The 26,352-nt window shown below is 31.9% G+C and carries 26 protein-coding genes; 6 read left to right on the forward strand and 20 right to left on the reverse strand.

Going from position 1 to position 26,352, the window contains the following annotated elements; translation table 11 throughout:
- The first annotated feature begins 62 nt into the window (after window positions 1-62).
- From BCB69_RS02540 to BCB69_RS02560, 5 genes are all read left to right on the forward strand, one after another.
- Window positions 63-917, forward strand: coding sequence for an Hsp33 family molecular chaperone HslO (locus BCB69_RS02540; RefSeq protein ID WP_069176929.1), 855 nt, complete (start codon window positions 63-65; stop codon window positions 915-917).
- Window positions 910-1,704, forward strand: a complete 795-nt coding sequence (gene mtnP, locus BCB69_RS02545; RefSeq protein WP_069176930.1) for an S-methyl-5'-thioadenosine phosphorylase — start codon at window positions 910-912, stop codon at window positions 1,702-1,704. Before BCB69_RS02540 ends, mtnP begins: the two co-directional genes overlap by 8 nt.
- Entirely contained in the window at window positions 1,701-2,762 is a 1,062-nt protein-coding gene (mtnA, locus tag BCB69_RS02550) for an S-methyl-5-thioribose-1-phosphate isomerase (protein ID WP_069176931.1), read from the forward strand. The genes mtnP and mtnA overlap by 4 nt, the downstream gene beginning before the upstream one ends.
- A gap of 11 nt (window positions 2,763-2,773) precedes the next feature.
- Window positions 2,774-4,060, forward strand: coding sequence for an amidohydrolase (locus tag BCB69_RS02555; RefSeq protein ID WP_069176932.1), 1,287 nt, complete (start codon window positions 2,774-2,776; stop codon window positions 4,058-4,060).
- 625 nt (window positions 4,061-4,685) lie between these two features.
- Window positions 4,686-5,612, forward strand: coding sequence for a site-specific integrase (locus BCB69_RS02560; protein ID WP_083990055.1), 927 nt, complete (start codon window positions 4,686-4,688; stop codon window positions 5,610-5,612).
- Between the two features lie 23 nt (window positions 5,613-5,635).
- Here the strand turns inward: BCB69_RS02560 and BCB69_RS02565 are convergent, their stop codons facing one another.
- Entirely contained in the window at window positions 5,636-5,917 is a 282-nt protein-coding gene (locus BCB69_RS02565; RefSeq protein WP_022513427.1) for a LysM peptidoglycan-binding domain-containing protein, read from the reverse strand.
- Window positions 5,918-6,148: 231 nt separating this feature from the next.
- On the opposite strand from BCB69_RS02565, the gene lexA reads away from it, so the two are divergent.
- Window positions 6,149-6,784 carry a transcriptional repressor LexA gene (gene lexA, locus BCB69_RS02570; RefSeq protein WP_022513426.1) on the forward strand — a complete coding sequence of 212 codons (636 nt, stop codon included), beginning with the start codon at window positions 6,149-6,151 and terminating at the stop codon, window positions 6,782-6,784.
- Window positions 6,785-6,818: 34 nt separating this feature from the next.
- Here lexA and dapA read toward each other — a convergent pair whose 3' ends face one another.
- The 19 genes from dapA to BCB69_RS02665 all read right to left on the reverse strand — a co-directional run bounded on the left by dapA (window position 6,819) and on the right by BCB69_RS02665 (window position 26,272).
- Complete coding sequence (gene dapA, locus BCB69_RS02575; RefSeq protein WP_022513425.1) at window positions 6,819-7,709, reverse strand: 4-hydroxy-tetrahydrodipicolinate synthase; 891 nt, start codon at window positions 7,707-7,709, stop codon at window positions 6,819-6,821.
- Between the two features lies 1 nt (window position 7,710).
- Window positions 7,711-8,760: an aspartate-semialdehyde dehydrogenase gene (locus tag BCB69_RS02580; RefSeq protein ID WP_069176934.1), complete on the reverse strand. Its 1,050-nt coding sequence runs from the start codon at window positions 8,758-8,760 to the stop codon at window positions 7,711-7,713.
- Window positions 8,761-8,766: 6 nt separating this feature from the next.
- On the reverse strand, window positions 8,767-9,558 hold the full coding sequence (dapB, locus tag BCB69_RS02585) for a 4-hydroxy-tetrahydrodipicolinate reductase (RefSeq protein ID WP_069176935.1): 792 nt from the start codon (window positions 9,556-9,558) through the stop codon (window positions 8,767-8,769).
- Between the two features lie 28 nt (window positions 9,559-9,586).
- The gene (recN, locus tag BCB69_RS02590) at window positions 9,587-11,254 is read right to left on the reverse strand and encodes a DNA repair protein RecN (protein ID WP_069176936.1); all 1,668 of its coding nucleotides are present in this window, start codon (window positions 11,252-11,254) and stop codon (window positions 9,587-9,589) included.
- 14 nt (window positions 11,255-11,268) lie between these two features.
- Window positions 11,269-11,718, reverse strand: coding sequence for an arginine repressor (gene argR / locus BCB69_RS02595; protein ID WP_022513421.1), 450 nt, complete (start codon window positions 11,716-11,718; stop codon window positions 11,269-11,271).
- Window positions 11,719-11,738: 20 nt separating this feature from the next.
- Window positions 11,739-12,620: an NAD(+)/NADH kinase gene (locus BCB69_RS02600; protein ID WP_069176937.1), complete on the reverse strand. Its 882-nt coding sequence runs from the start codon at window positions 12,618-12,620 to the stop codon at window positions 11,739-11,741.
- A gap of 5 nt (window positions 12,621-12,625) precedes the next feature.
- Window positions 12,626-13,501 (reverse strand): TlyA family RNA methyltransferase, encoded by an 876-nt coding sequence (locus BCB69_RS02605; RefSeq protein WP_083989989.1) that lies wholly within the window; start codon window positions 13,499-13,501, stop codon window positions 12,626-12,628.
- A gap of 17 nt (window positions 13,502-13,518) precedes the next feature.
- On the reverse strand, window positions 13,519-14,400 hold the full coding sequence (locus tag BCB69_RS02610) for a polyprenyl synthetase family protein (protein ID WP_173644814.1): 882 nt from the start codon (window positions 14,398-14,400) through the stop codon (window positions 13,519-13,521).
- 4 nt (window positions 14,401-14,404) lie between these two features.
- On the reverse strand, window positions 14,405-15,367 hold the full coding sequence (locus BCB69_RS02615) for a tRNA (adenosine(37)-N6)-threonylcarbamoyltransferase complex transferase subunit TsaD (RefSeq protein ID WP_022513417.1): 963 nt from the start codon (window positions 15,365-15,367) through the stop codon (window positions 14,405-14,407).
- Entirely contained in the window at window positions 15,360-15,767 is a 408-nt protein-coding gene (gene nusB, locus BCB69_RS02620; RefSeq protein WP_069176938.1) for a transcription antitermination factor NusB, read from the reverse strand. Before nusB ends, BCB69_RS02615 begins: the two co-directional genes overlap by 8 nt.
- 17 nt (window positions 15,768-15,784) lie before the next feature.
- A complete protein-coding gene (locus BCB69_RS02625) occupies window positions 15,785-16,138 on the reverse strand; it encodes an Asp23/Gls24 family envelope stress response protein (RefSeq protein WP_022513415.1) in 354 nt (117 codons plus the stop codon).
- On the reverse strand, window positions 16,131-16,508 hold the full coding sequence (locus BCB69_RS02630; protein WP_022513414.1) for an Asp23/Gls24 family envelope stress response protein: 378 nt from the start codon (window positions 16,506-16,508) through the stop codon (window positions 16,131-16,133). The genes BCB69_RS02625 and BCB69_RS02630 overlap by 8 nt, the downstream gene beginning before the upstream one ends.
- A gap of 20 nt (window positions 16,509-16,528) precedes the next feature.
- Complete coding sequence (efp, locus tag BCB69_RS02635) at window positions 16,529-17,089, reverse strand: elongation factor P (protein WP_022513413.1); 561 nt, start codon at window positions 17,087-17,089, stop codon at window positions 16,529-16,531.
- Between the two features lie 21 nt (window positions 17,090-17,110).
- Window positions 17,111-18,166 (reverse strand): M24 family metallopeptidase, encoded by a 1,056-nt coding sequence (locus tag BCB69_RS02640; RefSeq protein WP_069176939.1) that lies wholly within the window; start codon window positions 18,164-18,166, stop codon window positions 17,111-17,113.
- Between the two features lie 67 nt (window positions 18,167-18,233).
- Entirely contained in the window at window positions 18,234-18,845 is a 612-nt protein-coding gene (locus BCB69_RS02645; protein WP_022513411.1) for a histidine phosphatase family protein, read from the reverse strand.
- A 58-nt stretch (window positions 18,846-18,903) separates the two neighbouring features.
- Entirely contained in the window at window positions 18,904-20,508 is a 1,605-nt protein-coding gene (locus tag BCB69_RS02650) for a DAK2 domain-containing protein (protein ID WP_069176940.1), read from the reverse strand.
- 15 nt (window positions 20,509-20,523) lie between these two features.
- Window positions 20,524-21,354 (reverse strand): DegV family protein, encoded by an 831-nt coding sequence (locus tag BCB69_RS02655; protein WP_022513409.1) that lies wholly within the window; start codon window positions 21,352-21,354, stop codon window positions 20,524-20,526.
- 140 nt (window positions 21,355-21,494) lie between these two features.
- Complete coding sequence (locus tag BCB69_RS02660; RefSeq protein WP_069176941.1) at window positions 21,495-23,855, reverse strand: endonuclease MutS2; 2,361 nt, start codon at window positions 23,853-23,855, stop codon at window positions 21,495-21,497.
- Window positions 23,855-26,272 carry a U32 family peptidase gene (locus BCB69_RS02665; RefSeq protein WP_069176942.1) on the reverse strand — a complete coding sequence of 806 codons (2,418 nt, stop codon included), beginning with the start codon at window positions 26,270-26,272 and terminating at the stop codon, window positions 23,855-23,857. The genes BCB69_RS02660 and BCB69_RS02665 overlap by 1 nt, the downstream gene beginning before the upstream one ends.
- Window positions 26,273-26,352 lie beyond the last annotated feature (80 nt).

A 26,352-nucleotide genomic window follows, 5' to 3' on the forward strand; every position in this document is an offset into this window, starting at 1 on the left:
TAAGACCCTTATTGTAGTTTCAGGCAATATGGGTCTTACTTATTTTAACATTGAGGTATATCATGATTGATAAAAATCAAATTTCTCATTATTTAAATAAAGATAATATTCGCCTCACTATAGCTGATGTTACAACAGCTACTTTAACAGCAGCGGCAAAACATAACTTAACTACATCTGCTACAATCATTCTTGGTAAACTTTTTGCAGGAACAGTTGTTTTAGCTACAGATTTTAAAAATGAGGAAGGCATTTCTCTTCTATGGAAAACAAATACTTCTTTAGGTAACATTCATGTAGATGCATATGGGGACCATTATCTAAGAGGATACATAGATCATCCTGAATATGCCGGTACAGATAATCATATTTTAAATAAAAATGGTGTACTCTATGTAACACGATACTCTTTACTAAGAACACCTTATACAAGTTCTATACAATTAAGTAGTTCGGATGTATCTACTTGTTTAACATCTTATCTGAATGAATCTGATCAAACATTATCCTATTTGCAGGTTGCAGTTACAAGAGACAAAGACAATAAAATTGATAGAGTTTTTTCTTTATTGGCTCAATTGATGCCTGAAGGAAATCCTTCTAAATTTAACAATTATTTCTCTAAACCTTATAGTTTTGTTTCTGTTGCCGATTCTGAATCTTACGTTTCAAATACTATTGATAATTTGATCTATAATGGCCATTTTGAACTTATAAAAAAGTTTAGAATTTCATTTCAATGTACATGTTCAGAAGAAAAAATTATAAACTCTGTTTGTTCAATTCCTACATATGAACTTGAAAAAATAAGTAAAGAAGATACAACAGTGGAAGTTATTTGTCAATATTGCTCCACTTTATATACGATTCCTATTGAAAAAATTATAGAAAGGAAAGGAAAAAACGAGCATGAATAAATTGGCATTTATAGGGGGAACAGGGGTATATGACGTAGGGATTTTACATAATATAGAAGAAAAAAGTATTAACACTCCATATGGCAAAGCACATTATCAAAAGGGATTATATGAAAATAAAGAAATAATTTTTCTTGCAAGACATGGAGTAAAACATACTATTCCACCTCATAAAATTAATTATCGTGCCAATATATATGCATTAAAAATGTTGAATGTTTCTTCTGTTATTTCTACTACAGCAGTAGGATCAATGAATCCTACTTATAAGCCTGGAGAATTAGTTCTCATTAATCAATTTATAGATTGTACAAAACATAGAGAACATACTTTTTTTGATGGGGAACGATATGGGGTCACACATATAGATATGTCAGAGCCCTATTGTAACCAATTAAGACGCGCAATTTTAAAAGCCGGTGTAGAAAATGATATAAGTATACATCCTTCCGGAACTTATATTTGTACAGAAGGTCCACGTTTTGAAACAGCGGCAGAAATCAAAGCATATCAATTATGGGGCGCAGATGTAGTAGGGATGACAAATGTTCCTGAATGTTCGTTAGCCCGAGAAGCTGAAATATGTTATGCAACTATTTCTATGGTCACTAATTTTTCGACAGGAATTAACCAAAAAATGCTTTCTCATAAGGAAGTTTTTGACTGTATGGAAAAAAATATACATTCTTTTCGTAAAATTGTTACTTGGATTATTAAAAATTATAATGTACAACTAGATTGCACCTGTCATCACGCATTGGATGAATTTGGAGGTTTTCATTTATGACACAATTCTTACAGTCATTAAAATGGGAAAATGAAAATTTATTGATTTTAGATCAAACAATGCTTCCTCATAAAATTGTTTATAGAAAATATTTTCATTATAAACAAGTAGTAATGGCAATACAAAAACTTATAGTTAGAGGTGCACCTGCTATCGGAGTAGCTGCTTCTTATGGAATGGTTCTTGCTGTAAAATCATTTTTGAAAGAAGGTCTTTCAGGAGAAGTTTTGAAAAAAGCACTTAAAGAGGCAGCAGCTTGTTTTATTAATGCACGCCCGACGGCTGTTAATTTATCTTGGTCAGTCAATCAAATGCTGGAACTTTGCCTTGTAATACCGGAAAAGCAAATGTATAGAAAAACATTGGAATATGCAGTGCATATGCAACAACAAGATCAATCTATTTGTAAAAAAATCGCAATGCATGGAGCAGGTTTATTTGTTAATAAAAAAAATTTACATATTTTAACACATTGTAATACAGGTGCTTTAGCGACTTCCGGTGTTGGAACCGCTCTAGGAATTATTACAGAATTATTTAATCGAGATCAATTAAATTGCGTATATATTGATGAAACACGTCCTATATTACAAGGATCTCGATTAACTGCTTCTGAATTAATAGCCGCAAATATTCCGTGTAAGCTTATTTGTGATAATATGGCAGCTTTAGTTATGAAATCAAAAGAGATAGATGCTATTATTGTAGGAGCAGATCGTATTGCTAAAAATGGAGATACAGCCAATAAAATAGGAACTTATGCTTTGGCTATTGCTGCTTCTTATCATAGAATTCCTTTTTATGTAGCTGCACCTTTTTCCACTTTTGATTTTAATATTTCTTCAGGAGATTATATTATTATTGAAGAAAGATCTGATGATGAGATAAAAAAAATAGGAACAGAATGGATTGCTCCGGCTGAAATTTCTACTTTTAATCCGGCATTTGATATTACGCCACATCATTTAATTACCGCTATTATTACCGAAAGTGGAGTTATTTATCATCCTAATATCGAAACGGTTACAACATATGAAAATGCATTAATTAAAAAGTAAAGAGGTATATTATGAAATTGTTAATCAAAAACGTTGCAATTTCTTGTGATGAAGGGAAGACAAAAGAGCATCAAAATATAGAGATTATAAATAATAAAATAACAGGATTCCCGACAAATCCTGTTGAATCTATATATGATAAAGTGATTTTTGGAAAAAACTGTTTAGCATTACCCGGACTAGTCAATACACACACACATGTTGCAATGACTTTGTTTAGAAGTTATGCCGATGATATGGAACTTATGGATTGGCTTCAGAATAAAATTTGGCCGGCAGAAGAATATTTAGATGATGATATCGTATACTGGGGAAGTATGCTTGCTTTCGCAGAAATGATTCGCGGTGGAACGACTTCATTCTGTGATATGTATATGTATATGAATGCATGTGCAAAAGCCGCTTTATCATGTGGAATAAGGGGGAATATTGCCAGAGGATTGGCAGGTGTCTCTCCGAATGGTAAGCAAGCTTTACAAGAAAATATAGAACTTTTTAAAACATGGAACGGAGCAGGTGATGGACGTATACAAGTTATGCTTGGTCCTCATGCTCCCTATACTTGTCCACCATCTTATCTAAAAAAAGTAAGAGAAATTGGTGAAAAATATGATATTCCTGTTCATATACATTTAGCTGAAACAAAAACTGAAGTAAATAATTGCATAAAAGAATATGGAATAACTCCTATACAACTAATGAAAGATATAGGTCTTTTTGATATTCCTACATTAGCAGCACATTGTGTACATATAACTGAACAAGATATTCGTATTATGGCAGAAAAGAAAGTGTGTATCGCTCATAATCCGGGAAGCAATTTAAAATTAGCTTCCGGTATAGCACCGGTTCTTGCTATACGCAAAGCAGGAATTACTTTAGGATTAGGGACAGATGGTGCTTCCAGTAACAATAAATTGGATATGTTTTCAGAAATGAGATTAGCCGCACTTATTCATAAAGCAACCTCTTACTTGCCTAAAGCCGTTACTGCAAAAGAAGCATTAAATATGGCTACCTATGAAGGTGCTAAATGTCTTGGTTATTCTAATTTAGGAAAGTTAAAAGAAGGGTGGTTAGCAGATATTATTTTAGTAGATCGCTCAGGATTCCATTGGAAACCCAATTTTAATGATATCTCTATTGCTGTATATGCAGCGAATTCGCAAGATGTAGATACCGTAATTATCAATGGACAACCTCTTATGGTACATAAGGAGATGCTTACTATTGATGTAGAACGTTTAAATTATGAAGTAAATCGTGTAGTAAAAAAATTATATGCGTTTAATCGATAATTTATCTAAAAACTACTAAAATATTTTGGTAGTTTTTTATTATAATAAAAGAACATTCGTTCCTTTAAAGAAACGGTTTTACAGAAGAACATTTGTTTCTTCTTATATTATCCTAAATTTATAAAAAACTATTTTTATATTTTAAAATATGGTGAACTATTTTTATGGTATAAAAACAAAATATATTATTAAAATATTAAATAGGACGTGTTTCATCAATATAAAAGAAACATCCTTTTTATTATTTACAAACTCTTACTCTTATTATTTTATTAAAAGAGAGCCTCCCAATATAAGAAGATTGATTTTTTGTAATTACTTTAGTTATAATGGAATAAACAACATTAGTTCCGATAATTTAACGTTATCGGAACTAATGTATTGATTTTAAACAATTTTGTAGATATTATTTGCTTTCAATATATAAATTTGCTCAAAATCCCTTGTTTAAGAGCTTTTGTACTTTTATATGACTAAAATATCATAAAAATTTTTAAAATTCATTTAAACCCCTTTATTGAAACCTATAATTTTAGATTTTATTAAATTTTATTGGAGGTTTGATTATTTGTCTAAAAATAAACATTTTTATATACGGAATTTTATAGAAAAACATCAGCAAAGTATGCTATCAGATAAAAGTTTGCAATCACTTGCAGATTCTAAAGCAGAAAGTACTATTAATTCTTACGAGTCGGATTGGAATGATTTTTGTGATTGGTGTCAATATCATAAACAATCCTCCTTCCCTGCTTCTGCAGAAACTGTTGTAAATTATATTAATGATTTAGCAGATTATGCTAAAAATTCGACTATACGACGTCGAATTAGTGCTATATCCGAGAATTATAATGCAGCAGGTTCAGTTGTAAAAAATCCTTGTAAAGAATGGATTGTAAAAGAAACTTTAGTTGGGTTAAGTAGACGAAAAGGTATTGCACAAAAAGGGAAAACTGCTATTTATTGGGAAGAACTTGAACAAATGGTTGCTAGCATGAATCCAGATAATTTAACGGATATTAGAGATAAAGCTATTTTATTATTAGGATTTATGGGAGCATTTAGACGTAGTGAATTATCAAATTTACAAATAGAAGACTTGTCTTTTTATCCACAAGGGATGATCGTTACCATCGAACAATCAAAAACTGATCAAATGGGCGAAGGGCAAAAAGTAGGAATTCCATATCTTAAAGATACCAATATGTGTGCTATACTTGCAGTAAAAAAATGGCTACAAGAAATAAAGCATACCTCTGGTCCTTTATTTAGAAGAATACTAAAATCAGGAAAATTAGGAAATACTGCAATTAGTGATAAATCAATTAATCTTATTGTAAAAAAATATGTTGGCCGTATTGGATTGCAAACAGATTTATATGGTGCTCACAGTTTACGACATGGATTTGCAACTTATGCAGCTCTTCATGGCATTGAAGAACGTATTATAATGAAGCAAACTAGACATAAATCTGTAGAAATGGTACGTCATTATATTAACGAGGCTAATTTATTTGTAAATAATCCTATTGCTATGATATTTAATAAATAAAAAACACCATATAATGGCGTTTTTTATTTATTAATAATAGGAACTCGAATGGTTTGGCCAGGCACTAAAGCAGCCGGATTAGTAATATTATTAACTTCTTCTAACTCAAATACATAACTTCTAATGTCAGTATCATCAGAGATATGCCTTCCTGCAATAGTCCATAATGTATCATTATACTCTACTGTTACAGTTGTATATAATGGCTCATTAGAAATCATATCTGCATTTACTGCATATCCAAACATAGCTAATAATATAACACATAATATTGTTAGTAATATTTTACGATTTCGTTTTTTCATTGTATTCCTCCTGTTGCATGTATTAGAACATACAATCCCCGAACTAGTGTTCTTTTGATATCTTTATTTTATCAAAAGAACACTAGTTCGGTCAATACCAAGGGCGAAAATATTTTTCCTGAACGAGTGTTTGCACTTTTTTTAGTCTTCTTTTATAATAAAATAAAGAAAATATGAGACAATATCTATTAAAATCTATAATTTATTTATGCTTTGAAAGGAATATCGGTTGTGCCACATAAAAAATTAGGAACAAAACGTTCTCTTACTACTAGAGAACAGTCTATTCTTACTTGTATAAAGAATAAAATCAGAGAAAACGGATTTCCCCCTACTGTACGTGAAATATGTAATGAAGTAGGACTGCGTTCTACTTCTACAGTACATGGTTATTTAGCTCGATTAGAAGAACTGGGTGTTATCAAACGTGATCCTTCCAGCTCTAGAGCTATTGAAGTTACAGAAGATATGTCTTGGCGGAAAAAGAAAATGATTCCGACCCCTATTGTTGGAGCGGTGCGTGCAGGAGAACCTATTATTGCGGAAGAAAGAGTTGAAACGGTTCTTCCCCTTCCTGCAGAACTTATTGGTAATCAGAATTCTTTTATTCTTACTGTTCGCGGAGACAGCATGATTAATGTGGGAATTTATGAAAATGATTTATTAGTTGTGGCACAACAAAATACAGCTAATAATGGAGATATTGTGGTTGCATTAGTAGGAGAAGAAGAAGCTACCGTTAAAACTTTTTATAGAGAAGCAGATCATATTCGATTGCAGCCTGAAAATGATGATTATGAGCCTATCCGTTCTGCAGAAGTAAGAATTTTAGGAAAAGTAATAGGTCTTTATAGACATTATAATTAAAAATAGAGAACTCATGTGAGTTCTCTATTTTTAATTATTCAGAAAGCAATTTATAATCAAGTAACAATTTTCGAATATAACCGGTTTCTTCCTCATTAGCTTCCACCATTGGAAGTCGGAATTTTCCACCCGGCAATCCCAATAAATTTAAAGCTGTTTTTACAGGAATTGGACTTGTTATAAAAAATAACCCATCCATTATCGGAAACATTTTAAGATGAAGTTTCTTAGCTAATTCTGTATTACCATTTTGATATGCATCGATCATTTGTAACAAATCATTACCTATTATATGGCTAGCAACACTAATTACTCCAGCACCTCCAATAGAAATAATCGGAAGAGTCATGGAATCATCCCCACTATAAATTAAGAAGTCGTCAGGAAGTACTCTTTTTTCTTCTGACACCCTATTCCAATCTCCTGTAGCATCTTTTATACCAATAATATTAGGACATTCTTCAACTAAACGTTTTAATGTCAATACGCTAATATCCGATCGAGTTCGTCCAGGTACATTATAAATAAGAATAGGAATATCTACTGCTTTTGCAATAGATTTAAAATGTTGATATAACCCCTCTTGAGTCGGTTTTACATAAAATGGACAAATTACTAACACAGCATCTACCCCTAACTTAGCCACTTCTTTTGTAAATTCAATAGTAGAAACTGTGTCAATACCACCTGTATTAGCAATAATAGGAACTTGGGAACTAAATTCATTAACCATAAATTCATATAAATGTAATTTTTCTTCTTTGCTTAGTGTAGCCCCCTCACCGGTGGTACCACCTACTAATAGACCTTCTGAACCATGTGAAATAAGATATTTTCCCAAAGTAACCATGGCATTAAAATCAATAGTTCCATCATCTTTAAATGGTGTGACCATAGCTGTAATTATACGCCCCAATTTTTTCACTTTATATGCTCCTTTTATTTTTTAACATATTATGTGCAAGTATATACTCTGCAATTTGCAGTGCATTTAATGCGGCACCTTTTCTTATTTGATCGCCTGAAACCCAAAGGTTAATTCCATTTTTGCAATATAAATCAGGGCGAATACGCCCTACCATAATTTCATCTTTATTCGAGGTATCAATTGGCATCGGATAAATCATTTCTTCAGGATTATCCATAACTGCTACTCCCGGAAAATTTTGCAAAGCTTCTTTTATTTGTTGCATAGAAAGCATGTTGTCTGTTTCTATATATAGAGATTCTGCATGACTTCGTAATACCGGTACACGAATAGTTGTAGCAGTAATCCCTATTTGGAAATCATGAAGAATTTTATGTGTTTCATTTACCATTTTCATTTCTTCTTTTGTATATCCCTCTTCTACAAATGCATCAATTTGAGGAATAAGATTAAATGCAATAGGGTAATGTTTGGGGAGAGACGCACTTGGCAATATTTGTGGCTTATATTGCTCCCCCATAAGATATGCTTGACATTCGTGTATTAATTCATCAATAGCTTGTTTACCGGCACCTGATACTGCTTGATACGTACTTACAATAATTCTATTAATACGAGATAAATTATAGATAGGTTTTAATGCCATAAGCATAATTATAGTAGAACAATTAGGATTTGCAATAAGTCCTTTATGCCAATGAATATCTTCTGCATTAATTTCAGGTATTACTAAAGGGACATTTTTATCCATTCTAAACGCACTGGAGTTATCAATAACAATAGCTCCTTGTTTTACCGCTTCAGGTGCTAATGTTTTAGTAATTTTTCCTCCAGCAAACAATGCAATATCTATATCAGTAAAAGAATTTGAAGTAGCTTCCTCTACCTTGTAACTTTGCCCTTTTACTGTAATTTCTGCACCGGCAGAACGAGAAGAAGCTAATAACTTTAATTGGTTAAAAGGAAAATTTCTTTCTTCTATTAATTTTATAAATTCCTGACCAACAGCCCCTGTTGCTCCTAAAATTGCTATATTAGGTCGTATCATTTTTATTTACTCCAAATAATTTTCAAGCCCATAGACGAGTCCCGGATGTTTAAAAATATTCTTCACTGCCAACATAACTCCCGGCATAAAAGATTTCCTATCTAGTGAATCATGTTTAATTGTAAGAGTTTCTCCATGTCCACCAAAGAGCACTTCTTGATGCGCTACATATCCGGGCAATCTTACACTATGAATAGTAATGTCATGATATTTGCCACCCCTAGCCCCGATAAGACTTTCTTTAGTATTATCTTTTTCTGCTGTTAAAATACGTGCTTCTGCAATTTTTTCAGCGGTAAGTTTAGCTGTACCGGATGGTGCATCATACTTATGATTATGATGCAGTTCAATAATTTCCGTATTAGGCATATATTTTGCAATTTCTGCAGAGACTTTTATTAAGAGAACAGCACCTAAAGAAAAGTTAGGTGCAATCAAAACATGGCTTCCGGTAATATCAACCATATTAGATAACTCTTCCCTGTCCTCAACAGTTAATCCGGTTGTCCCAATTATCATATGTATACCTTTGGAGATAACTGTTTTTGCAGATTCTTTAATAATAGAAGGCGTAGTAAAATCAATAACTACATCTGGTACGCAGATAGTTAATGCTTCATTCAGATTTTTATAAATAGGTATATCTTTATAATTAGTTCGAGTAAGCATACCCAAATTACCTCCTGCGTGTTGCGGATCAACAGCAGCTATTAATTGCAAATCTTTTTCTACTTCCAGTGTTCTAACCACTTCACTTCCCATACGTCCACAAGCACCATTTACTAAAACTTTAATCATAGAAAATCTCCTCTCCAAAAGAGTTTGCTTATTTATTATTTTTTAATAATTGTTCAAGTTCAATGGCAGAGGCTAAAGACGTCTCTGTAATTTCTTTTCCGGAAATTAAATGTGCCACATCCATAAGATGTTCTTTATGTGTCCGCTGAGTAGGTAATGTATATGTACGTCCATTTTTTACTTCTTTTTGAATGTGATAATATTGGTCACCTATACTGGCAGTTTGTGGTAAATGTGTGATACAAAGAACTTGTACAGATTCTCCTAATTTACTTATCTGTTTTGCAACTTGAAGAGCAGCCTCTCCACTTATACCTGTATCAATTTCATCAAAAACAAGAGTTCTTGTCTTAAAAAGTGGTGCTGTAATTACTTCAACAGCTAATGCAATTCTAGATATTTCTCCTCCTGAAGCAATTTTTCTCATTGGTAAAAGGGGTTCTCCTTCATTTGCTGAAAAATAAAGCTCCATTTCATCAACACCGGTTACTGTCGGTTCTTTAGAAGGGATTAAACACAATTTAATAGTGGCATTCTGCATTCCCATTTGACGAAGTATAGATGTTAATTGATTGCATAGCTTATTTCCGTATAAAAGTCTTATTTCATTTATGTTTTTGATTTTATCTTTTAATTGCGAAGTAAGAGTATTCAACTTTTCTTTTAAAGAATCACTCTTAAAAATCATATCATGAAGTTCTGCATATTCGTTTTCTTTAGTTCTAAGATAATCTATAACATCATCTAAAGTAGGTCCATATTTATGTTTTAAATCATTTAAAAGCTCATCACGCAACTGTAATTCATTTAAATCTTTTTCTGAGTATTCTATAGTATTTTGATAAGATTCTAAAAAAGAACCCCGATCATCAATCGTGTAATAAGCTGATTGTATAGATTCTATAACTTCATTTAACTCCTGATCATACATAGAAATACTATTTAAATTGCGTAAAACTTTAGATAATAGTTCTATTACACCATTTTCTGCATGAATAAGAGAAATTGAATCTACTATTTTTTCACGAATTTTTTCTTGATTAGATAAGATTTTTATTTGTTTATCTATATATTCGTCTTCCTCTTTTTTTATTTCCGCTTCTTTAATTCTGTTAATTTCCCATTGTAAAATATCTAATCTTCTTTCATGTTCCTGCTTTTTAGTTTCAAACTCCAATAATTGTTTGCGTAAATTATACCAGGAGGTATATTCTTTTCTATAATTTTTATACAAATCACGAATTTCTTTGGAAGATTCATCAATCATTATTTGGCAAGAATTAGCGGATAAAAGCATTTCGTTATCATTCTGCTCGTGCAAAATCAACAATTCATTCCCAATGCTTTGTATTTGCTTTAAAGTACATAAAGAACCGTTAATCATGCAAGTTCCACGTCCTTTAGTATTCATTTTGCGGCTAATAATTAATTGATTTTCATCTATATCAATATCCAGACTTTTAAGCACTTCTTCGAGTTTTTCCGTCATTGAAAATATACCTTCTACTCGAAAAAACTCTGCCCCACTTCGTATCATATTTACAGAAGCTCTACGTCCAAGTAAAACAGCTAATGCATCGAAAATAATAGATTTCCCGGCACCAGTTTCCCCCGTAAAAACGACAACCCCCTCTTCAAACTCAAGTAAAGTATCGTCAATAATAGCAAAATTGATAATATTTAAACTTTGGAGCATTATGCCTCCTACAATTAAAAGACTTCGTCAAGATACTCCATAAATGCAGGAAATTCTTCCTCACTACGTAAAATAATAAGAATGGTATCATCTCCTGCGACGGTTCCTAATTTTCCTTTAAATTCGAAATGATCAAGAATAGATGCAATAGAGTTAGCTGACCCGGGAAGTGTTTGTATAACCACTAAATTTCCTGTATGGTCAATTTTAGTAACTACTTCTTGAAATAAAATGCTGGCATGACTTTTGGGGATTGATTTTATTCTTTCAGAATTAGCTGCATAACGATATTTACCATCTTTATAAGGAACTTTTACAAGCCTAAGTTCCTTTATATCTCTAGATACTGTAGCTTGTGTTACATTAATTCCTTCTGCTTTTAATGCCTCTGCTAATTCTTCTTGTGTTTCAATAACTTGATTTTGAATAATTTCTTTAATTTTCATAATTCTTGAACTTTTCATGGTAATACCTCCGTTATTAATTATTCTTTCTTTTCATAATTTTCAAATTTTTTAGTCAATATTTTAAAAAAACCTTGATCTTTAAATCGAATAAATCGAATTTGCTTTAGACAATTTTTAATAATTAATTGATCTGTCGGAGCCATTTGAAATGTGTAAGTACCATCTAATGAAATATGAACATTTTTTTCTCGCTCCGGAAGAGTAATCTTTACTTCAGCGTTATTAGGAATGATTAAGGGAGAAGTAAGTCCGGTATGAACACACACAGGTATTACTAAAAAATCTTTTGAATCAGAAGGTAGTACCGGTCCACCACAAGACATAGCATATCCTGTAGACCCCGTAGGACTAGATATAATAATTCCATCAGCTGCATAAGTTTGAATAAATTGTTTATCGATATGCAAATGAAGTCGTACCATTTTACCAATAGCACTATGTCCAACTACTACATCATTTAATGCAATAGGAAGCATTTTTTTAGTACCATCTTGATGAATTAAATATGATTCAAGAAAAAATCGTTTTTCCAAAATATAATCATTTTGCGTAATTTGAATCATTCGTTCTTTTAAATTTTTTTCAGAAATTAAATTAAGAAATCCAAAATCTCCCATATGAAGTCCCACCTGTGCAACAGGATAATCTGCCATAGTACAAGCTACTGCAAGATAAGCACCATCTCCACCAATAGACATTACATAGGAAACGTGTGAAGTAATCCATTCTAATGATTTATAGTGCTTATCTTCAATGAATAAATTATGTTCTTCTGCTTTCTTCTTGTATTTATCAAGAAGGTAATATTCTATGCCTAATTCATTAAATATATCCGCTAATTGTGGAAATAGCTTATAAAATACAGATTTTTCCATATTAGGAAATATAGCAAATTTCATGAGGTTCACTCCTTTAAATATGTATGTGCCTCTTCAACAACTTTATGAATTATATCTTTTGAAAAAACAACATGTTTATCATCATGTTTTTCTCGTTGAATATATGCTAAAAACTCTATATTTCCTTGTCCACCTTTAATCGGTGAATAAGTAATATCTATAACTTTAAATCCTTCATCAGAGAATTTTTCTACTACCCTTTGAATAACTTCTTCATGTACACGAGAATCTTTTACTATTCCACCCTTACCAACCTTCTCACGTCCTGCTTCAAATTGGGGCTTTATTAAAATTACTAACTCTCCATTATCTTTAAGTATAGATTTAACCGCAGGAATGATTTTTAATACAGAAATAAAAGAAATATCTGTAGAGATAAAATCTACTTTTTCTTTTAAAATATCGAAGGAAATATCTTTTATATTTGTTTTCTCCATATTAACAACTTTTGTATTATTTCTCAATTCCCAATCAAGTTGATTATATCCAACATCAATAGCGAATACTTTCTTTATTCCGTTTTGAAGAGCACAATCAGTAAATCCCCCTGTAGAAGCACCAAAGTCTGCCATTACTTTGTCTTTAAGTGTAATATGAAAACTCTTCAATGCTTTTTCAAGTTTATATCCACCACGCCCAACATAAGGCATAATCTGCCCTTTTAAACGTATAGATGCATTTATAGGTACTTTAGTTCCTGCTTTATCTATAGGAACATTTTCAACCAATACAATACCTGTCATAATATGTCGTTTGGCACTTTCACGACTGTTAAAAAATCCTTTTTCAACAAGAAGTACATCTAATCGTTCTTTTTTCTTATCTTTTGTTTTTTTAGTTTTATTTTCTTTTTCAGGATTCAATATATTATAATCAAACATAAAATTTCTCATTCCATTTATTCTTTACGGTTTAAAATATAATGTACCAGTTGTTTTAAAAGGCTTGTGTCTGCATTAATTTTACTTAATGAGTTAAGAGCTAATTCAGCTTCTTGATTAGCCATCTTTTGTGCACCCTCTACACCTAACTCCGTTACATATGTTGATTTATTAAGTAGTGTATCTCTATTAGCATCTTTTCCCATAGAAACAAGTGTACTATTAATATCTAATAAATCGTCAGTGATTTGAAATAAAATACCAAGATGAATACTAAACTCATGAAGAGTTTGTTGTAATAATATATCACTTCCTGCTAAATAAGATGCCATATCTACAGCTACGGTAAGAAGTTTCCCGGTCTTACATGTATCCATTATTTGTAAATCTTTTAACGATTGATTTTTTTCTTCTGCTTCTATATCTTGTGCCTGTCCTCCTACCATACCGGAAGGACCGGCAGCTTTAGATAACAAATATACAAGTTGAGCTTTTTTACTAGCATTTAGCTGTTGGTTTTCAACCAACAATTGGAATGCATATGTCAAAAGTCCATCTCCTGCTAATACAGCTATAGCTTCTCCGAATATTTTATGATTAGTCGGTTTCCCTCTTCTATAATCATCATTATCCATACAAGGTAAATCATCGTGAATTAATGAATAAGTATGAATGCATTCTATTGCACAAGCTACATCCATATATAATTCCGCCTCAACACCTAGCATCTCTAATATAATTAGAAATAAGGCAGGACGTATTCTTTTTCCTTCTAAAAGAAGACTGTAATTCATAGAATCATATAGGGTTTTGTGTTTACTTGTCGTAGGAACCAATAAAGAAGATAGTCGTTTATTAATTAATTGTTGCTTATGGTTTAAATATTTAATCATTATCATGAAATTAATCCCTCTCTATATGAATATTAGAGTTTTTTAATTGCATATAAGCACCAAATGCATTCCCTGTAGCATTATCTGAGCTATATTGATTATCTGCTAATAATAAATTTAAACCCTTTTCTTTACAAATCTCTGTTATAACATTGCGTAAATAGGTATTTGCCATAACGCCACCAATAGCAATTAAAGTACGTGATTTTTCAAATCTATAAGCTAATAATTGTTTTTTCAATGCTTCAGCTATACATACCAGCACACCCTTTGCTATATCAGCAGGAGCCGCTTCTTGTTTTAATATAGTATTCTGAATAGAAGTTTCTACCCCGGAAAAACTAAATGCATTTTTAATTTTGGCAACAGGAAAAATACAAGGAAAAGTAGAATTTTTAGCTAATTGTTCTAAATGTTTTCCTGCCGGAAATGGTAATCCTAATTTAACCCCTACTCTATCAATTAATTGTCCTGCAGTAATATCTATAGATGTCATGAGCTCTGAAATATTCATTACATTTTGCTGCCATGTAACAGACAATATATCTTGTGTACCACCGGATAAATGCATCATATAAAATGGTTGCAACCAAAGATGCGGTGCATTTATCATAGCTGCCAATGCATGATTTTCTTGATGACTAAAATAAAAAATAGGAACGTGATATGCCATAGTTAATATCTCGGCAGCTCCTTTTCCTACCAGAAAAGCGGGCATATAAGAATCTGCCCGCCTTCTAGGAAACGCAGACACTCCAATACCTTGGATAGAATGCATTTCATTTTTTATTTTATCAAACAAATAAGGAAGGTTTCGTACATGCTGATACACCATTTCTGATTGAGCAAGTCCTCTATGTCCTTCTTTTACACACAATAGTAATCTTTCTTCTGTTACAATACCTTCTTGACTGTCAAAAATAGCGACAGAAGTTGTGTAACAACTCGTATCTATTCCTATAAATCTAGCCATGATATTCTTTAAAAATTGTATCTAAAATACCGTTAATAAAGCGATAAGAACTATCTCCACCATATGTTTTTGCCAACTTAATTGCTTCATCAATTACTAATGCAAAATCGGATTTATCCTTTTTTTGCAAATAAACACATTCAGCAATAGACATACGAAGTATATTTTTATCTACTATGTTCATTTGCATTAATGACCACTTTTTTAAATGTGAAGAAATTAATTGATCAATAGCCTCATGATGGTCAGCTACGCTTTGGATAATAGCATCAGCAAAAGCTAAATCATTTTCTTTTGGAGTATCATTTACAATAAAAGAAAAATCATCCATTCCTTCCGGATGAACTTCTTTTGCATATAAATACTTCAAAACATAAGCTCTTGCACTTGATCTACTCATTATTTATGATTACCTCTTTACTCTGTAATTCCAGTAATAATTACATTCACATCACAAACAGAAACATGCATATTTTGTAAAACAATTGTCTTAACTTTTTCTTGAATGTGTAATGCAGTTTGATATACATCGACATTCGGTTTTACAGCTATTGAAATATCCGCTACAAGTTTACTTTCTTCTCGATGAAGCCAAACACCTTTATGAAATGTTTTACCAAATGCTTGTGATATACCTGAAACAAAACGTTGAATGCCTTTATAAGTTAACTCCGCTACATTTTCCTCTAAAGACAACATTTTTTCCAATTTTTCTATAACTTGCATTTTTTTATTTTCGAATTCATCTTCAGTAATAAAAGTATTAGACATGCAAATCTCCTACTTTCATAGTATCAAATACAATTCCTTGAATATGTACATTCACAGCTTCTGCAATTACATTTGTTTGATTTTGTACAGCTTCCTTAACACGACCTTGTACAGTAAGTGCTAAGTCTGGTACTCTGATTCCATGTTTAACTAAAATATAAAGATTAATGGAAACACCTTTTTCATTAATCGATACATTGACACCACCAGTACGTTCCATATTAATGGCTTGTGTAATTGCATCAGATAAACCCACTTCTATACCTGCTACCCCCGGTACAGCCAATACGGCTTTATTTGCTATATCTGCAATAACTCTTACTGCGATTCGTATAGTCCCGGTAGATGTAGTAAATTCAGCTGTCTCCATCCAATCACCTCAAACTATGTCTATTTTGCACGTTCTAAATATTCACCGGTTCTTGTATCAATACGAAGAACATCCCCTTCATTGATAAATAAAGGAACTCTTACAATATATCCGGTTTCAACAGTAGCGGGTTTAGTAGCACCGGTTGCAGTATTTCCTCGAATTCCAGGTTCTGTTTCAATAACAGCTAGTTCTACAGAATTTGGAATTTCAACCCCAATTACTGTTCCGTTAAAGAATAATACTTTTGCTTCCATTTCTGCTTTTAAGAAATTAAGTGCATTTCCCAACTGTTCTTTATTCAGCATGATTTGGTCATAAGTCTCTACATCCATAAAGTAATAAGAACCATCGGTTTCATATAAATATTGCATTTGTTTGTGTTCAACTTGTGCAGCCGGGAACTTTACACCTGCATTAAATGTACGTTCAACTACAGATCCTGTTTGTAAATTTCTTAACTTACTTCTAACGAAAGCGGCACCCTTTCCCGGTTTTACATGTTGAAATTCAATAACTTGCCAAACGTTACCGTCAATTTCAATAGTTACTCCTGGACGAAAATCATTGCTAGAAATCATTATTAATACTCCTCCTAATATTTACATTTGTAAAAACGTTTTTGGATATGTAGTTAAAATAGAAATACCATTATCTTCTATAACAACCGTATCTTCAATACGGACACCACCAATTCCCGGTATATAAACTCCCGGTTCTACAGTTTGCGTCATTCCACATTTTAATAAGGTATGATCTTTAGGCGACAATGCTGGTTTTTCATGAATTTCAAGTCCAACGCTGTGTCCTAATGAATGTTTAAAATATTTATCTAAATCTCGTTCTTTCAAATAACTCCGAGCTTTAGCATCTATATCAGAAGCTTTTTGCCCTGCCTTAAGTATAGATTCAATATATTCATTACAACCTAATACACTATCATATATATAGCGAAGTTGTTCTGAAATATCTCCAATAGCAACTGTTCTTGTAATATCAGAATGATATCCTTGATAAATTGCACCAAAATCAAAAGTTACCAGTTCACCTTTATTAATAACTTTATCGGTTGCAATTCCATGTGGCATAGCAGAACGGACACCAGATGCAACAATGGTATCAAAAGATTTTCCTTCTGATCCTAACTCAAGCATCGCACATTCCAACATACATCGAAGTTCATTCTCTGTTTTTCCTTCTTTGATGTATGGAACAATACACCTAAATCCTTCGTCCGAAATACTACAAGCTTTAGCTAGTTTTTCTAATTCGTCCTGTGTTTTTATTTCTCTGAAAACATCCGGATAACAAACAATTATTTGTACAGAAGACATTTCTTTATGTAAAGAAAGATACATTTTATAAGTAAGCTCTGCTTCTACGCCTAACTTGTCTATTTTGTGCTTTTCTGAAAGTTTTTTTATTGTATTTGCTATAAGACCTTTATGCTCAATAATTTCCACAGAAGTTAATTCTTGTTTAGCTTGCTCTGTATATCTACTATCTGTAATGAGATATATTTGTTCTTTTGTTAAAAATAAAAAACTATCAGAACCGGTAAAATTTGTTATATATCTGCAGTTTTCATTTTTAGAAATAAATACTCCATCTAGATTATTATTTCTTAGAAAATCGACAATTTTCTTTTGTTGTATCATATAAAACACCACTTTTCATCTTTTATAATGATACAAGATTAGGTCTATTTTGTCCATGATTAGTAGTCTATTTCATGAGATGTATAGTGGAATTTAATTTATGTAAAATATTACGACCGGAACTTAGTTGATAAATACAAGTAATATTCGCATTCGATTGCCCCAGCCACCAACCTTTTTCTAAAGGAATATCTAACAGCCCACAAAGCATAGTTCGAATGGCTGCGCCATGACTGACAATTACATAAGTTTTCTGTAGACTTTTATCTAATAAATCATTGATAAATCGCATGGTTCTTTTTTGTACATCTTGAAAAGATTCACTATCAGGAATTTTTACTTTATCCGGATTGATATACATTTCTTCTATCATTCCAGGCCAATCATTATTAATTTCAGATAAACATTTGCCTTCCCATTGACCAAAATTCATTTCCATTAAATTCCTATTTTCTTTTACAGATATACAATGTGGCTTAGCTATAATTTCTGCAGTTACAGATGCTCTTTTTAATGGACTGGTAAAAATATCATCTATAGAAATATCTTTAAAATAAGAAGATACCAGTTTAGCTTGTTGTAAACCTGTACTATTAAGAGGAATGTCTGTAGACCCTTGATATATTTTACTTTTATTCCACGAAGTTTCTCCATGTCTTACAAAATATAAGATATTCATCGCCATATTCCTTAAAATAGAAAAAACATCTGTTTTCTACAGAAAACAGATGTTTTTTCTATTCTGCTGATATAAATAACGGATATAAAGGTTGGTTTCCTTCATACATTTCAAATTCAACATCAGGATATACAACCGTTGCCTCATCAACAAATTGTTGACAAGATTTTGAATCTAAACCTTCTCCATAATAAACAGAAATAATTTCCATATCATCTGTAATCAATGTTTCTAATAAATTAAAAAATGCAGTTTTTAAATCTCTACTAGTCTTTACAGTATGATTAGGTGTCATTGCCATAAAATCATCTTTTCGAATAATAGTTTCCCCTAAGCGACTATCACGAACGGCTCTGGTAACTACACCTGTAGAAATTTCTTTCATTCGTTCTGTCATTTCTTCTACATTATCTTTAATTGTATTGGTAGCAGAAAATGCCATAGCAGCTGCCAGTCCTTGCATAGGATCTTTAGATTCTACAATCTGAATCTTATCCCCAACCCATTTCTTTAATTGTTTAGCAGCTAAAATAATGTTTTTATTATTAGGAAGGATAATATAGTTGTCATACTGTCCATTTTCCATGGCATCTGAAAGCTCCTGTACAGAAGGATTCATGGATTGTCCCCCGGAAACTATATCACATCCCAATTTACGATAAATATTTTCCCAACCTTTTCCAGATACAACTGTAAGAATCCCCAGTTCTTTTTTTACATGCTGTTCTTGCTTTAACTTATTCTTATGGAATTGATCAATCATATTATCACATTTAATATCATGTAATATCCCCCAAGAGCTTGCTATATCTAAAACTCTCCCAGGATTACGAGCATGAATGTGTACTTTAATTAAGTTGTCACCTTCTGCTACAATCATGGATTCGCCCCATGACATTAATGCCTCACGAACTTTCTTTGCTCCAATTTTACATGGACTGATAATAAATTCCGTGCAATATGGATATTCAATAGAAAAAGATTCTCCTTTAGCTTCCATTCTTTTAATAAGCGGTTGAACAGGCGTTACATTAATCTCTGTTATTTGTCCGGTTAAGCCATTTAAACATCCCATTAAAAAGAAAATAAGTCCCTGTCCTCCGGCATCTACTACATTTGCATCTGCTAAAATTTTTAGTTGTGTCGGTGTCTTAGCAAGTGCTTTTTCTCCGGAGTGAATAGCTGCAATAAGAATTTTACTGAAATCCGGTTCTTCACGAATAACATCTCTTGTCCCTTTGGCAATGCCACGGGCTACAGAAAGAATGGTTCCTTCTATCGGTGTAGTAATAGCACGATATGCATACAAAATCCCATACTGAAAGGCTTTACTCATTTGTCTACAAGTAGCCGTTTTCTTTCCATGTAATCCTTTAGAAATCCCATGGATAATTTGAGATAAAATAACACCTGAGTTTCCTCGTGCTCCCATAATAGCCCCGGTAGATGCTTTTTCTGCAATAATCCCTACCGGTTCAGAATCATTCATTTCTGCAATCATGCTATACATAGATCGAAGTGTATGCAACATATTATTGCCTGTATCTCCGTCCGGAACAGGGAATACATTTAATTGGTTTATAATCTCACACTTTTCATTCATAAGCTGATAAGAACCAATTAACATTTTTTTGAACAGTTTTCCATCAATTACTGTATACATATATTCCTCACTCATTTATAAACTTTCAAAAATAATTCCCAATAACCCCGGTCCCAGATAGGCTGCTAATACAGGAGTACCTGTAGATACCGTAATTTCTATGTTCGGATAAAGCTCTTGAAGTGTATTTTTTAGTAATTTTGCTTTCTCTTCATTTTGAAGATGTACAACTCCAATTCTCTTGCATGGAGAGTTTTCTTCCAAATATTTAATCATACTTGATATAGCTTTTTTCTCTGTACGAACTTTATCTAGAGAATCTAATTGGTTAGTTTCATCTACATAAATAATCGGTTTAATTTTTAAAATACTTCCAATAAGACCCGCCGCTTTACCTAAACGCCCTCCACGTCTTAAATAGTCTAATGTAGGAATAGTAAATTCAGATCTCATTTTTAAAGAAACTTGATTTAACTTCTCGACAATGTCATTAAATTCCATACCTGCATCAATAAACTCTAATGCATCCTGTACCATATGGCATATTCCAATAGCAGTAGTATGAGAGTCAATAACAGCTACATTTTTATTATTGCATTGTTTAGCAGCTAGTCTGGCGCCATTAACAGTTCCACTTACCGCTGAAGTAAGATTAATACAAATAATACTATCTTCTTTAGGAATAGAATTGAATACACTCAAAAAATCACCAGTAGACGGTTGACTGGTAGGAATGGATTTCTTTTCTCTTTCAGAGTATGCAATTACATCATCAATGGTAGTTTTACTTTCTTCTACATATTCCCCATCTATGCAAAGAGTAAGTGAAACCATATGAATATTAGAATGTTTAGCAAGTATTTCCGGCAGAATAGTTGCGGTACTATCTGTCACAATGTGAATCATTAAATCAGCATCCCTTCTCTAAATACATTACAAATGTATTTTTTAATATTTATATAAAAATTATTTCCCAAATAAAAAGTAAAATGATTACTTCACTTTTTAAATATATCGTTCCAGCTCTATTTGGTCAAGTTTTAAAGTCACAAATATACTTCTGTAACCCCAGCACCTCCATTTCTAGCATCTGCAAGATGAAATTCTTTTATAAAAGGTAAAGTTCGTAAATGTGTATGAATTCCTTTGCGTAAACTTCCTGTGCCTTTCCCGTGAATAATTTGAACCGGTGAAATACCTGCCATAAATGCATCATTTAAAAACTTATCCACTTCAAAAATAGATTCATCAACAGTTTTTCCAATAATATTAAGAGTTGTACTAACTTTAGAAATTGCTGTTTCTCTATAATTTTTAGAAACACGAATTTTAGGAGTAACCTTTACACTGGATGAAATATTACTTTTTTCTGGAATAAAGCAATGTTTTTTATCTACTGTTACATTAATAGTTCCACAAGCAATTGTAATTTTCTTTCCTGATATCGCCGTAATAGTTCCATTACTGCCTAACGTGTCGATAAACACCATATCCCCTACAGCTAATGTTTTAGGATACTTTCTTTGTATTTCCAGTTTATTATTAGGCAGACGCAGTCCATCTATCTTATCTCGAATATGCGCTACATGTAAATTTAAAGTCTCTCTATTCATTGAAGAAACTTTTTTCTTTAATTCTTTTATAATAAGTTCTGATTCTACACGAAGATTGCGTTTAATAGCTTCGGACTCTTCTCGTGTTTTTTCTAATATTTGTTTACGTTTAGCAAACAATAAATCTCTTTCTTTCTTAAGTTCATCTCTTAGCAGTTGAGATTCATATAATGTTTTTTCTATAAGAAGTTTATCTTTTTGAATCTGTTGCATTTGCTCATTAAGGTTGGACATAATCGATTCCATATTGTTATATGGAGAATTTTGTTTTAACTTAATCGCTTTATTAATTACTTCATCTGTTAAATGTAAACGTCTACAAATATTAAATGCATTACTATTACCTGCTACACCAATAATTAAACGGTAAGTAGGCATTAATGTTTTTAAATCAAACTCTACAAAGGCATTTTCAATTCCTTCTGATTCATAAGCCATTTTTTTCATTTCACTAAAGTGAGAAGTAATAATAGTAGATACTTGTTTTTGGCATAAAAATTCAGTAACAGATTCTGCTAAGGCCGCACCTTCGATTGGATCTGTTCCAGATCCCAATTCATCCAATAAAACCAAATCAGAAGATGTGCATTTATCTAAAAAAGAACTCAATTGTGTAATATAGCTTGAAAATGTTGATAAATTATATTGAATACTTTGATCATCACCAATAATTGCATAAATATTTTCGTAAATAGGCAATAAAGATCCTTCCTGTGCAGGAATAAATAATCCGGCTTGATTCATTAATGCTAAAATGCCTAATGTTTTTATTGCAATAGTTTTCCCCCCGGCATTAGAACCGGTAACAACTAATACTTTATAATCTTTTCCTAAAGGCAAAGAAATAGGAACGACTTTTTTTACATCTATTAATGGATGCCGAGCTTCTTTAAGATACACTTCATTTTTAGAGCATACAGCTCTTATTCCTTGCATATCCAAGGCTAATTGTCCTCGTGCAAACACAAACTCCATTTGTGTTGCTAATTCACAATTTAAATATATTTCTTTAGAATTTTTATAGACTTCTTTTGTTAAAGACAATAAAATGTTCCGAATTTCCGATTTTTCTTCTGCATAGGCTTCAGTTAAATCATTATTTAACTGTACAGAAATCATCGGTTCCATATATAGGGTTTGTCCGGTAGAAGATCTGTCGTGAACAATACCATCAAATCTATAGCGATACTCTTCTTTTATAGGTACTACATAACGATCATTTCTTTGTGTAATAATAGCATCTCGAAAAAAAACAGCTTGTTCTTTATCGTTAATAATATGCTGTAAAGCACGACGAATTCTAGATTTTAAAGCTACTATTGTCGTACGAATTCGTGATAACTTTGATGATGCATTATCCTTTATTTTTCCGGTATCATCAAAAACACGATTTAATTTTAATACTAATCCTTCCATAGATATCATTCTCTGTGACAGTGATTCTAATGTAGGATATATAAGATGACGCTCTCCCTCAAAATAATGGTGCATTTTCTCATATGTTAGAAGTGTTGTCAATAAATCGGTAAATTCATTCGGCATTATACATATATCTTTTTCTGCCTTAGATAACACAGTTCTTATATCATGAGTTTGTCCTAATGGCATAGAAACTTCTTTGTGTAAACATCGAAAAGCTTCATCTGTTTCATTTAACCAATTTTGGATTATTTCATATTCACTGGAAGGACACCATTTCATAGCCATTTCTTTGGATAAAGTAGAACCGGCTCTATCAACTAACATTTTTTGTATTTGATTGAATTCAAGTGTATGTAGAACATGGCTGTTCATTATAAAACTCCTCTAAAAAAATGGCCTCGTGTAATAGTAGCATTACTATCGACTTTCGGTAATGGTGCATCACCTGAGAGAATATCTACAAAAGAACGAGTAATTTTATAGATATCTCCTTCTATAGCTCTAGCATCTATATGGATTCGATGAACACCTGCTTGTATTAGTTTATTCATATAAGGTCGCATATCTAAAACTTTACTATTCAATATATGCATTCTACACCATTCATCAGTCCGTATCGGAAATAATCGCCCTTGTTCATCTTTAAGATTATAGTGATGGTGTAAGCATATACCCGGACATTTTTTCTTTTTATCTCCGGTAATTACAGATTCGATGACACAATAGTCAGATATCATCATTTCTGATCTACCAAAAGCTGTAATACCAATAGGAATAGTTGTATTTGTAGTCATATATGCTATTTGTTTAATTGTAAGTTCAGGTGAAAGCATTACCCCTGACATGCCTAGCCTAGCAATCGTATTTAATCCTTCTTTATTAAAAATATTAAGAGAGGAACCACCTACAAGAGGTATATCTTTTATATACTTATTATACCAGTTTAATATTCCTAAAAAAGATACTTCAATAGCATCCGGTTTTAACTTAGCTATATCAGATAGCAAAAGAAGATATTCCTTACTATGTTTTTCTCTTAAAACTCTAGGTGTTGCAAAAATAATCCGACCATTTGCATTTTTCACTAATTCAAGCGCCTCTTTATATTTTGAAACAGAAAGTACTTGGTGGTGATAAGAATCTCCACCAAATATAATTTCTTTGCAACCAGCCTTTAAAGCACTTTTAACTTGTTCTATCTGTTCTGTACGAATACTTATTTCAGGTTTCATAGAAAATGTGGTTGTTTGTATATTAGGTAGCGGTATTATTTTATCTGAAAAGTTATGTGTAGATTTTACAAAATCTTTTTCAATACAATTGCTTAAATGATGAACAGCTTCTTTTCGTAAAGTATTTAGAATACTTTTCGGTATCATACACTCTTTATTTTTAAGTTTCAAATCGCCTAATAAGAAAGGAGTTCCGCCTAAACGCATAAGCTGTTCTTTTACATCTTTTAAAGATGCTACATGTTTATTAGCTTTCTCACATTGATAAGAAGAACGAATCGTAATAGAGTGATTATTTCTATCAGAAGCTATTAAAGTAAGAGGACTGCCCACTGCTGCAAAAACAGAAAAATCTATAATTGTTTTCCCTTGCAATTTTTCGCGATTTATATTATATTTTCGTTCTTTTATATGCCAATAAATATGACTTTTATCAAGAGGTTTCTTTTGCATTAAACATTGATATATATTTCCGTTAACTTTATTTATATTCTTTTCTGAAATAAAGGCTATTTTATAATCTGAAGTTACATAAGAAACTCCTGTAATATGTTCTTGTGAAATATTGACTATATTTTTAAATAAAAAACTATATTGATTAATTTTTTCTATCGTACCTGCCATAATTCCACGATTACCGGGAATTATTGATGTCATCATATCCGCTCCAATATCATCATGATAATAAGCAGAAGTAAAGCCTCTATAAAAACGTTTTTCAAGCTTTTTCTGTAACTGAGAAGTTTCTTCCATTCCGGTACAACAATCTTGGTCTAATGCTTTTCTATAAGAGGATACTACATCATAAACATATTCAGGACTTTTCATGCGCCCTTCTATTTTTAGAGACACAACCTTAGATTTTTTTATTCTTTCTATGTCTTGAATCCCGGACATATCTTTTAAACTGATAATATATCGTCCACTTTCTTTTTTTATAGGTCGTCCCATATCATCTGTTAAATGATATGGCATACGACATGGTTGTGCGCAAGCACCTCTATTACCACTTCTTCCACCTATAAAACTACTCATCAAGCATTGTCCTGAATAGGATACGCATAAAGCTCCATGTACAAAAATTTCTATTTCAGCTCTACAGTTGTTTGCTATATATTCAATTTCATCCAAAGATAATTCACGTGAGAGAACCACTCTTTTAAAATTAAGGGATTCAAGAAATTGAACACCCGCAAGATTACTAACCGTCATCTGTGTACTTGCATGAAGTGGAATATTAGGTGTTATTTTATTTGCTAAATAAGCAATTCCTAAATCCTGTATCAATAATCCATCAATATAAATAGAATCAAGAAATCTAAGATATTCTTTAACTTTATCTATTTCATTATCTGAAATTAAAGTATTTAAAGTTACATAAACGGCAATTCCTCGGGAGTGGCACAAATGAACAGCTTCTTTCATTTGAAGATTATCAAAGTTTCCTGCAAATTTTCTTGCACTAAAAAATTCTCCCCCTAAATAAACGGCATCTGCTCCTGCTGCAATAGCTGCATAAAGCAACTCAGGTGAACCTGCCGGTGCCAAGATTTCCATGATTTATTCCCCCATGTATTATCGATACAAAAATAGAAAAAGGGCATTCCATGCAGAATGTCCCTTTTTTATTTTATTTA

This window comes from Dialister pneumosintes (assembly GCF_001717505.1).
Taxonomy (GTDB): Bacteria; Bacillota; Negativicutes; order Veillonellales; family Dialisteraceae; genus Allisonella; species Allisonella pneumosinta.

Coding starts and splice junctions, on each gene's coding strand:
- BCB69_RS02625 (WP_022513415.1), bottom strand. CDS start 16,138: ATGTCTAATACTTTTATTACTGAAGATGAATTCGAAAATAAAAAAATG.
- BCB69_RS02605 (WP_083989989.1), bottom strand. CDS start 13,501: ATGTTTGATTATAATATATTGAATCCTGAAAAAGAAAATAAAACTAAA.
- BCB69_RS02645 (WP_022513411.1), bottom strand. CDS start 18,845: ATGAATATCTTATATTTTGTAAGACATGGAGAAACTTCGTGGAATAAA.
- mtnA (WP_069176931.1), top strand. CDS start 1,701: ATGACACAATTCTTACAGTCATTAAAATGGGAAAATGAAAATTTATTG.
- BCB69_RS02665 (WP_069176942.1), bottom strand. CDS start 26,272: ATGGAAATCTTGGCACCGGCAGGTTCACCTGAGTTGCTTTATGCAGCT.
- mtnP (WP_069176930.1), top strand. CDS start 910: ATGAATAAATTGGCATTTATAGGGGGAACAGGGGTATATGACGTAGGG.
- recN (WP_069176936.1), bottom strand. CDS start 11,254: ATGCTCCAAAGTTTAAATATTATCAATTTTGCTATTATTGACGATACT.
- BCB69_RS02565 (WP_022513427.1), bottom strand. CDS start 5,917: ATGAAAAAACGAAATCGTAAAATATTACTAACAATATTATGTGTTATA.
- dapB (WP_069176935.1), bottom strand. CDS start 9,558: ATGATTAAAGTTTTAGTAAATGGTGCTTGTGGACGTATGGGAAGTGAA.
- BCB69_RS02555 (WP_069176932.1), top strand. CDS start 2,774: ATGAAATTGTTAATCAAAAACGTTGCAATTTCTTGTGATGAAGGGAAG.
- BCB69_RS02630 (WP_022513414.1), bottom strand. CDS start 16,508: ATGGAGACAGCTGAATTTACTACATCTACCGGGACTATACGAATCGCA.
- BCB69_RS02600 (WP_069176937.1), bottom strand. CDS start 12,620: ATGAAATTTGCTATATTTCCTAATATGGAAAAATCTGTATTTTATAAG.
- BCB69_RS02640 (WP_069176939.1), bottom strand. CDS start 18,166: ATGATACAACAAAAGAAAATTGTCGATTTTCTAAGAAATAATAATCTA.
- BCB69_RS02560 (WP_083990055.1), top strand. CDS start 4,686: ATGCTATCAGATAAAAGTTTGCAATCACTTGCAGATTCTAAAGCAGAA.
- BCB69_RS02610 (WP_173644814.1), bottom strand. CDS start 14,400: ATGATAATGATTAAATATTTAAACCATAAGCAACAATTAATTAATAAA.
- BCB69_RS02660 (WP_069176941.1), bottom strand. CDS start 23,855: ATGAACAGCCATGTTCTACATACACTTGAATTCAATCAAATACAAAAA.
- efp (WP_022513413.1), bottom strand. CDS start 17,089: ATGATTTCTAGCAATGATTTTCGTCCAGGAGTAACTATTGAAATTGAC.
- BCB69_RS02580 (WP_069176934.1), bottom strand. CDS start 8,760: ATGATACGACCTAATATAGCAATTTTAGGAGCAACAGGGGCTGTTGGT.
- BCB69_RS02650 (WP_069176940.1), bottom strand. CDS start 20,508: ATGTATACAGTAATTGATGGAAAACTGTTCAAAAAAATGTTAATTGGT.
- BCB69_RS02540 (WP_069176929.1), top strand. CDS start 63: ATGATTGATAAAAATCAAATTTCTCATTATTTAAATAAAGATAATATT.
- BCB69_RS02615 (WP_022513417.1), bottom strand. CDS start 15,367: ATGGCTAGATTTATAGGAATAGATACGAGTTGTTACACAACTTCTGTC.
- BCB69_RS02655 (WP_022513409.1), bottom strand. CDS start 21,354: ATGATTCACATTGTGACAGATAGTACCGCAACTATTCTGCCGGAAATA.
- argR (WP_022513421.1), bottom strand. CDS start 11,718: ATGAAAAGTTCAAGAATTATGAAAATTAAAGAAATTATTCAAAATCAA.
- nusB (WP_069176938.1), bottom strand. CDS start 15,767: ATGAGTAGATCAAGTGCAAGAGCTTATGTTTTGAAGTATTTATATGCA.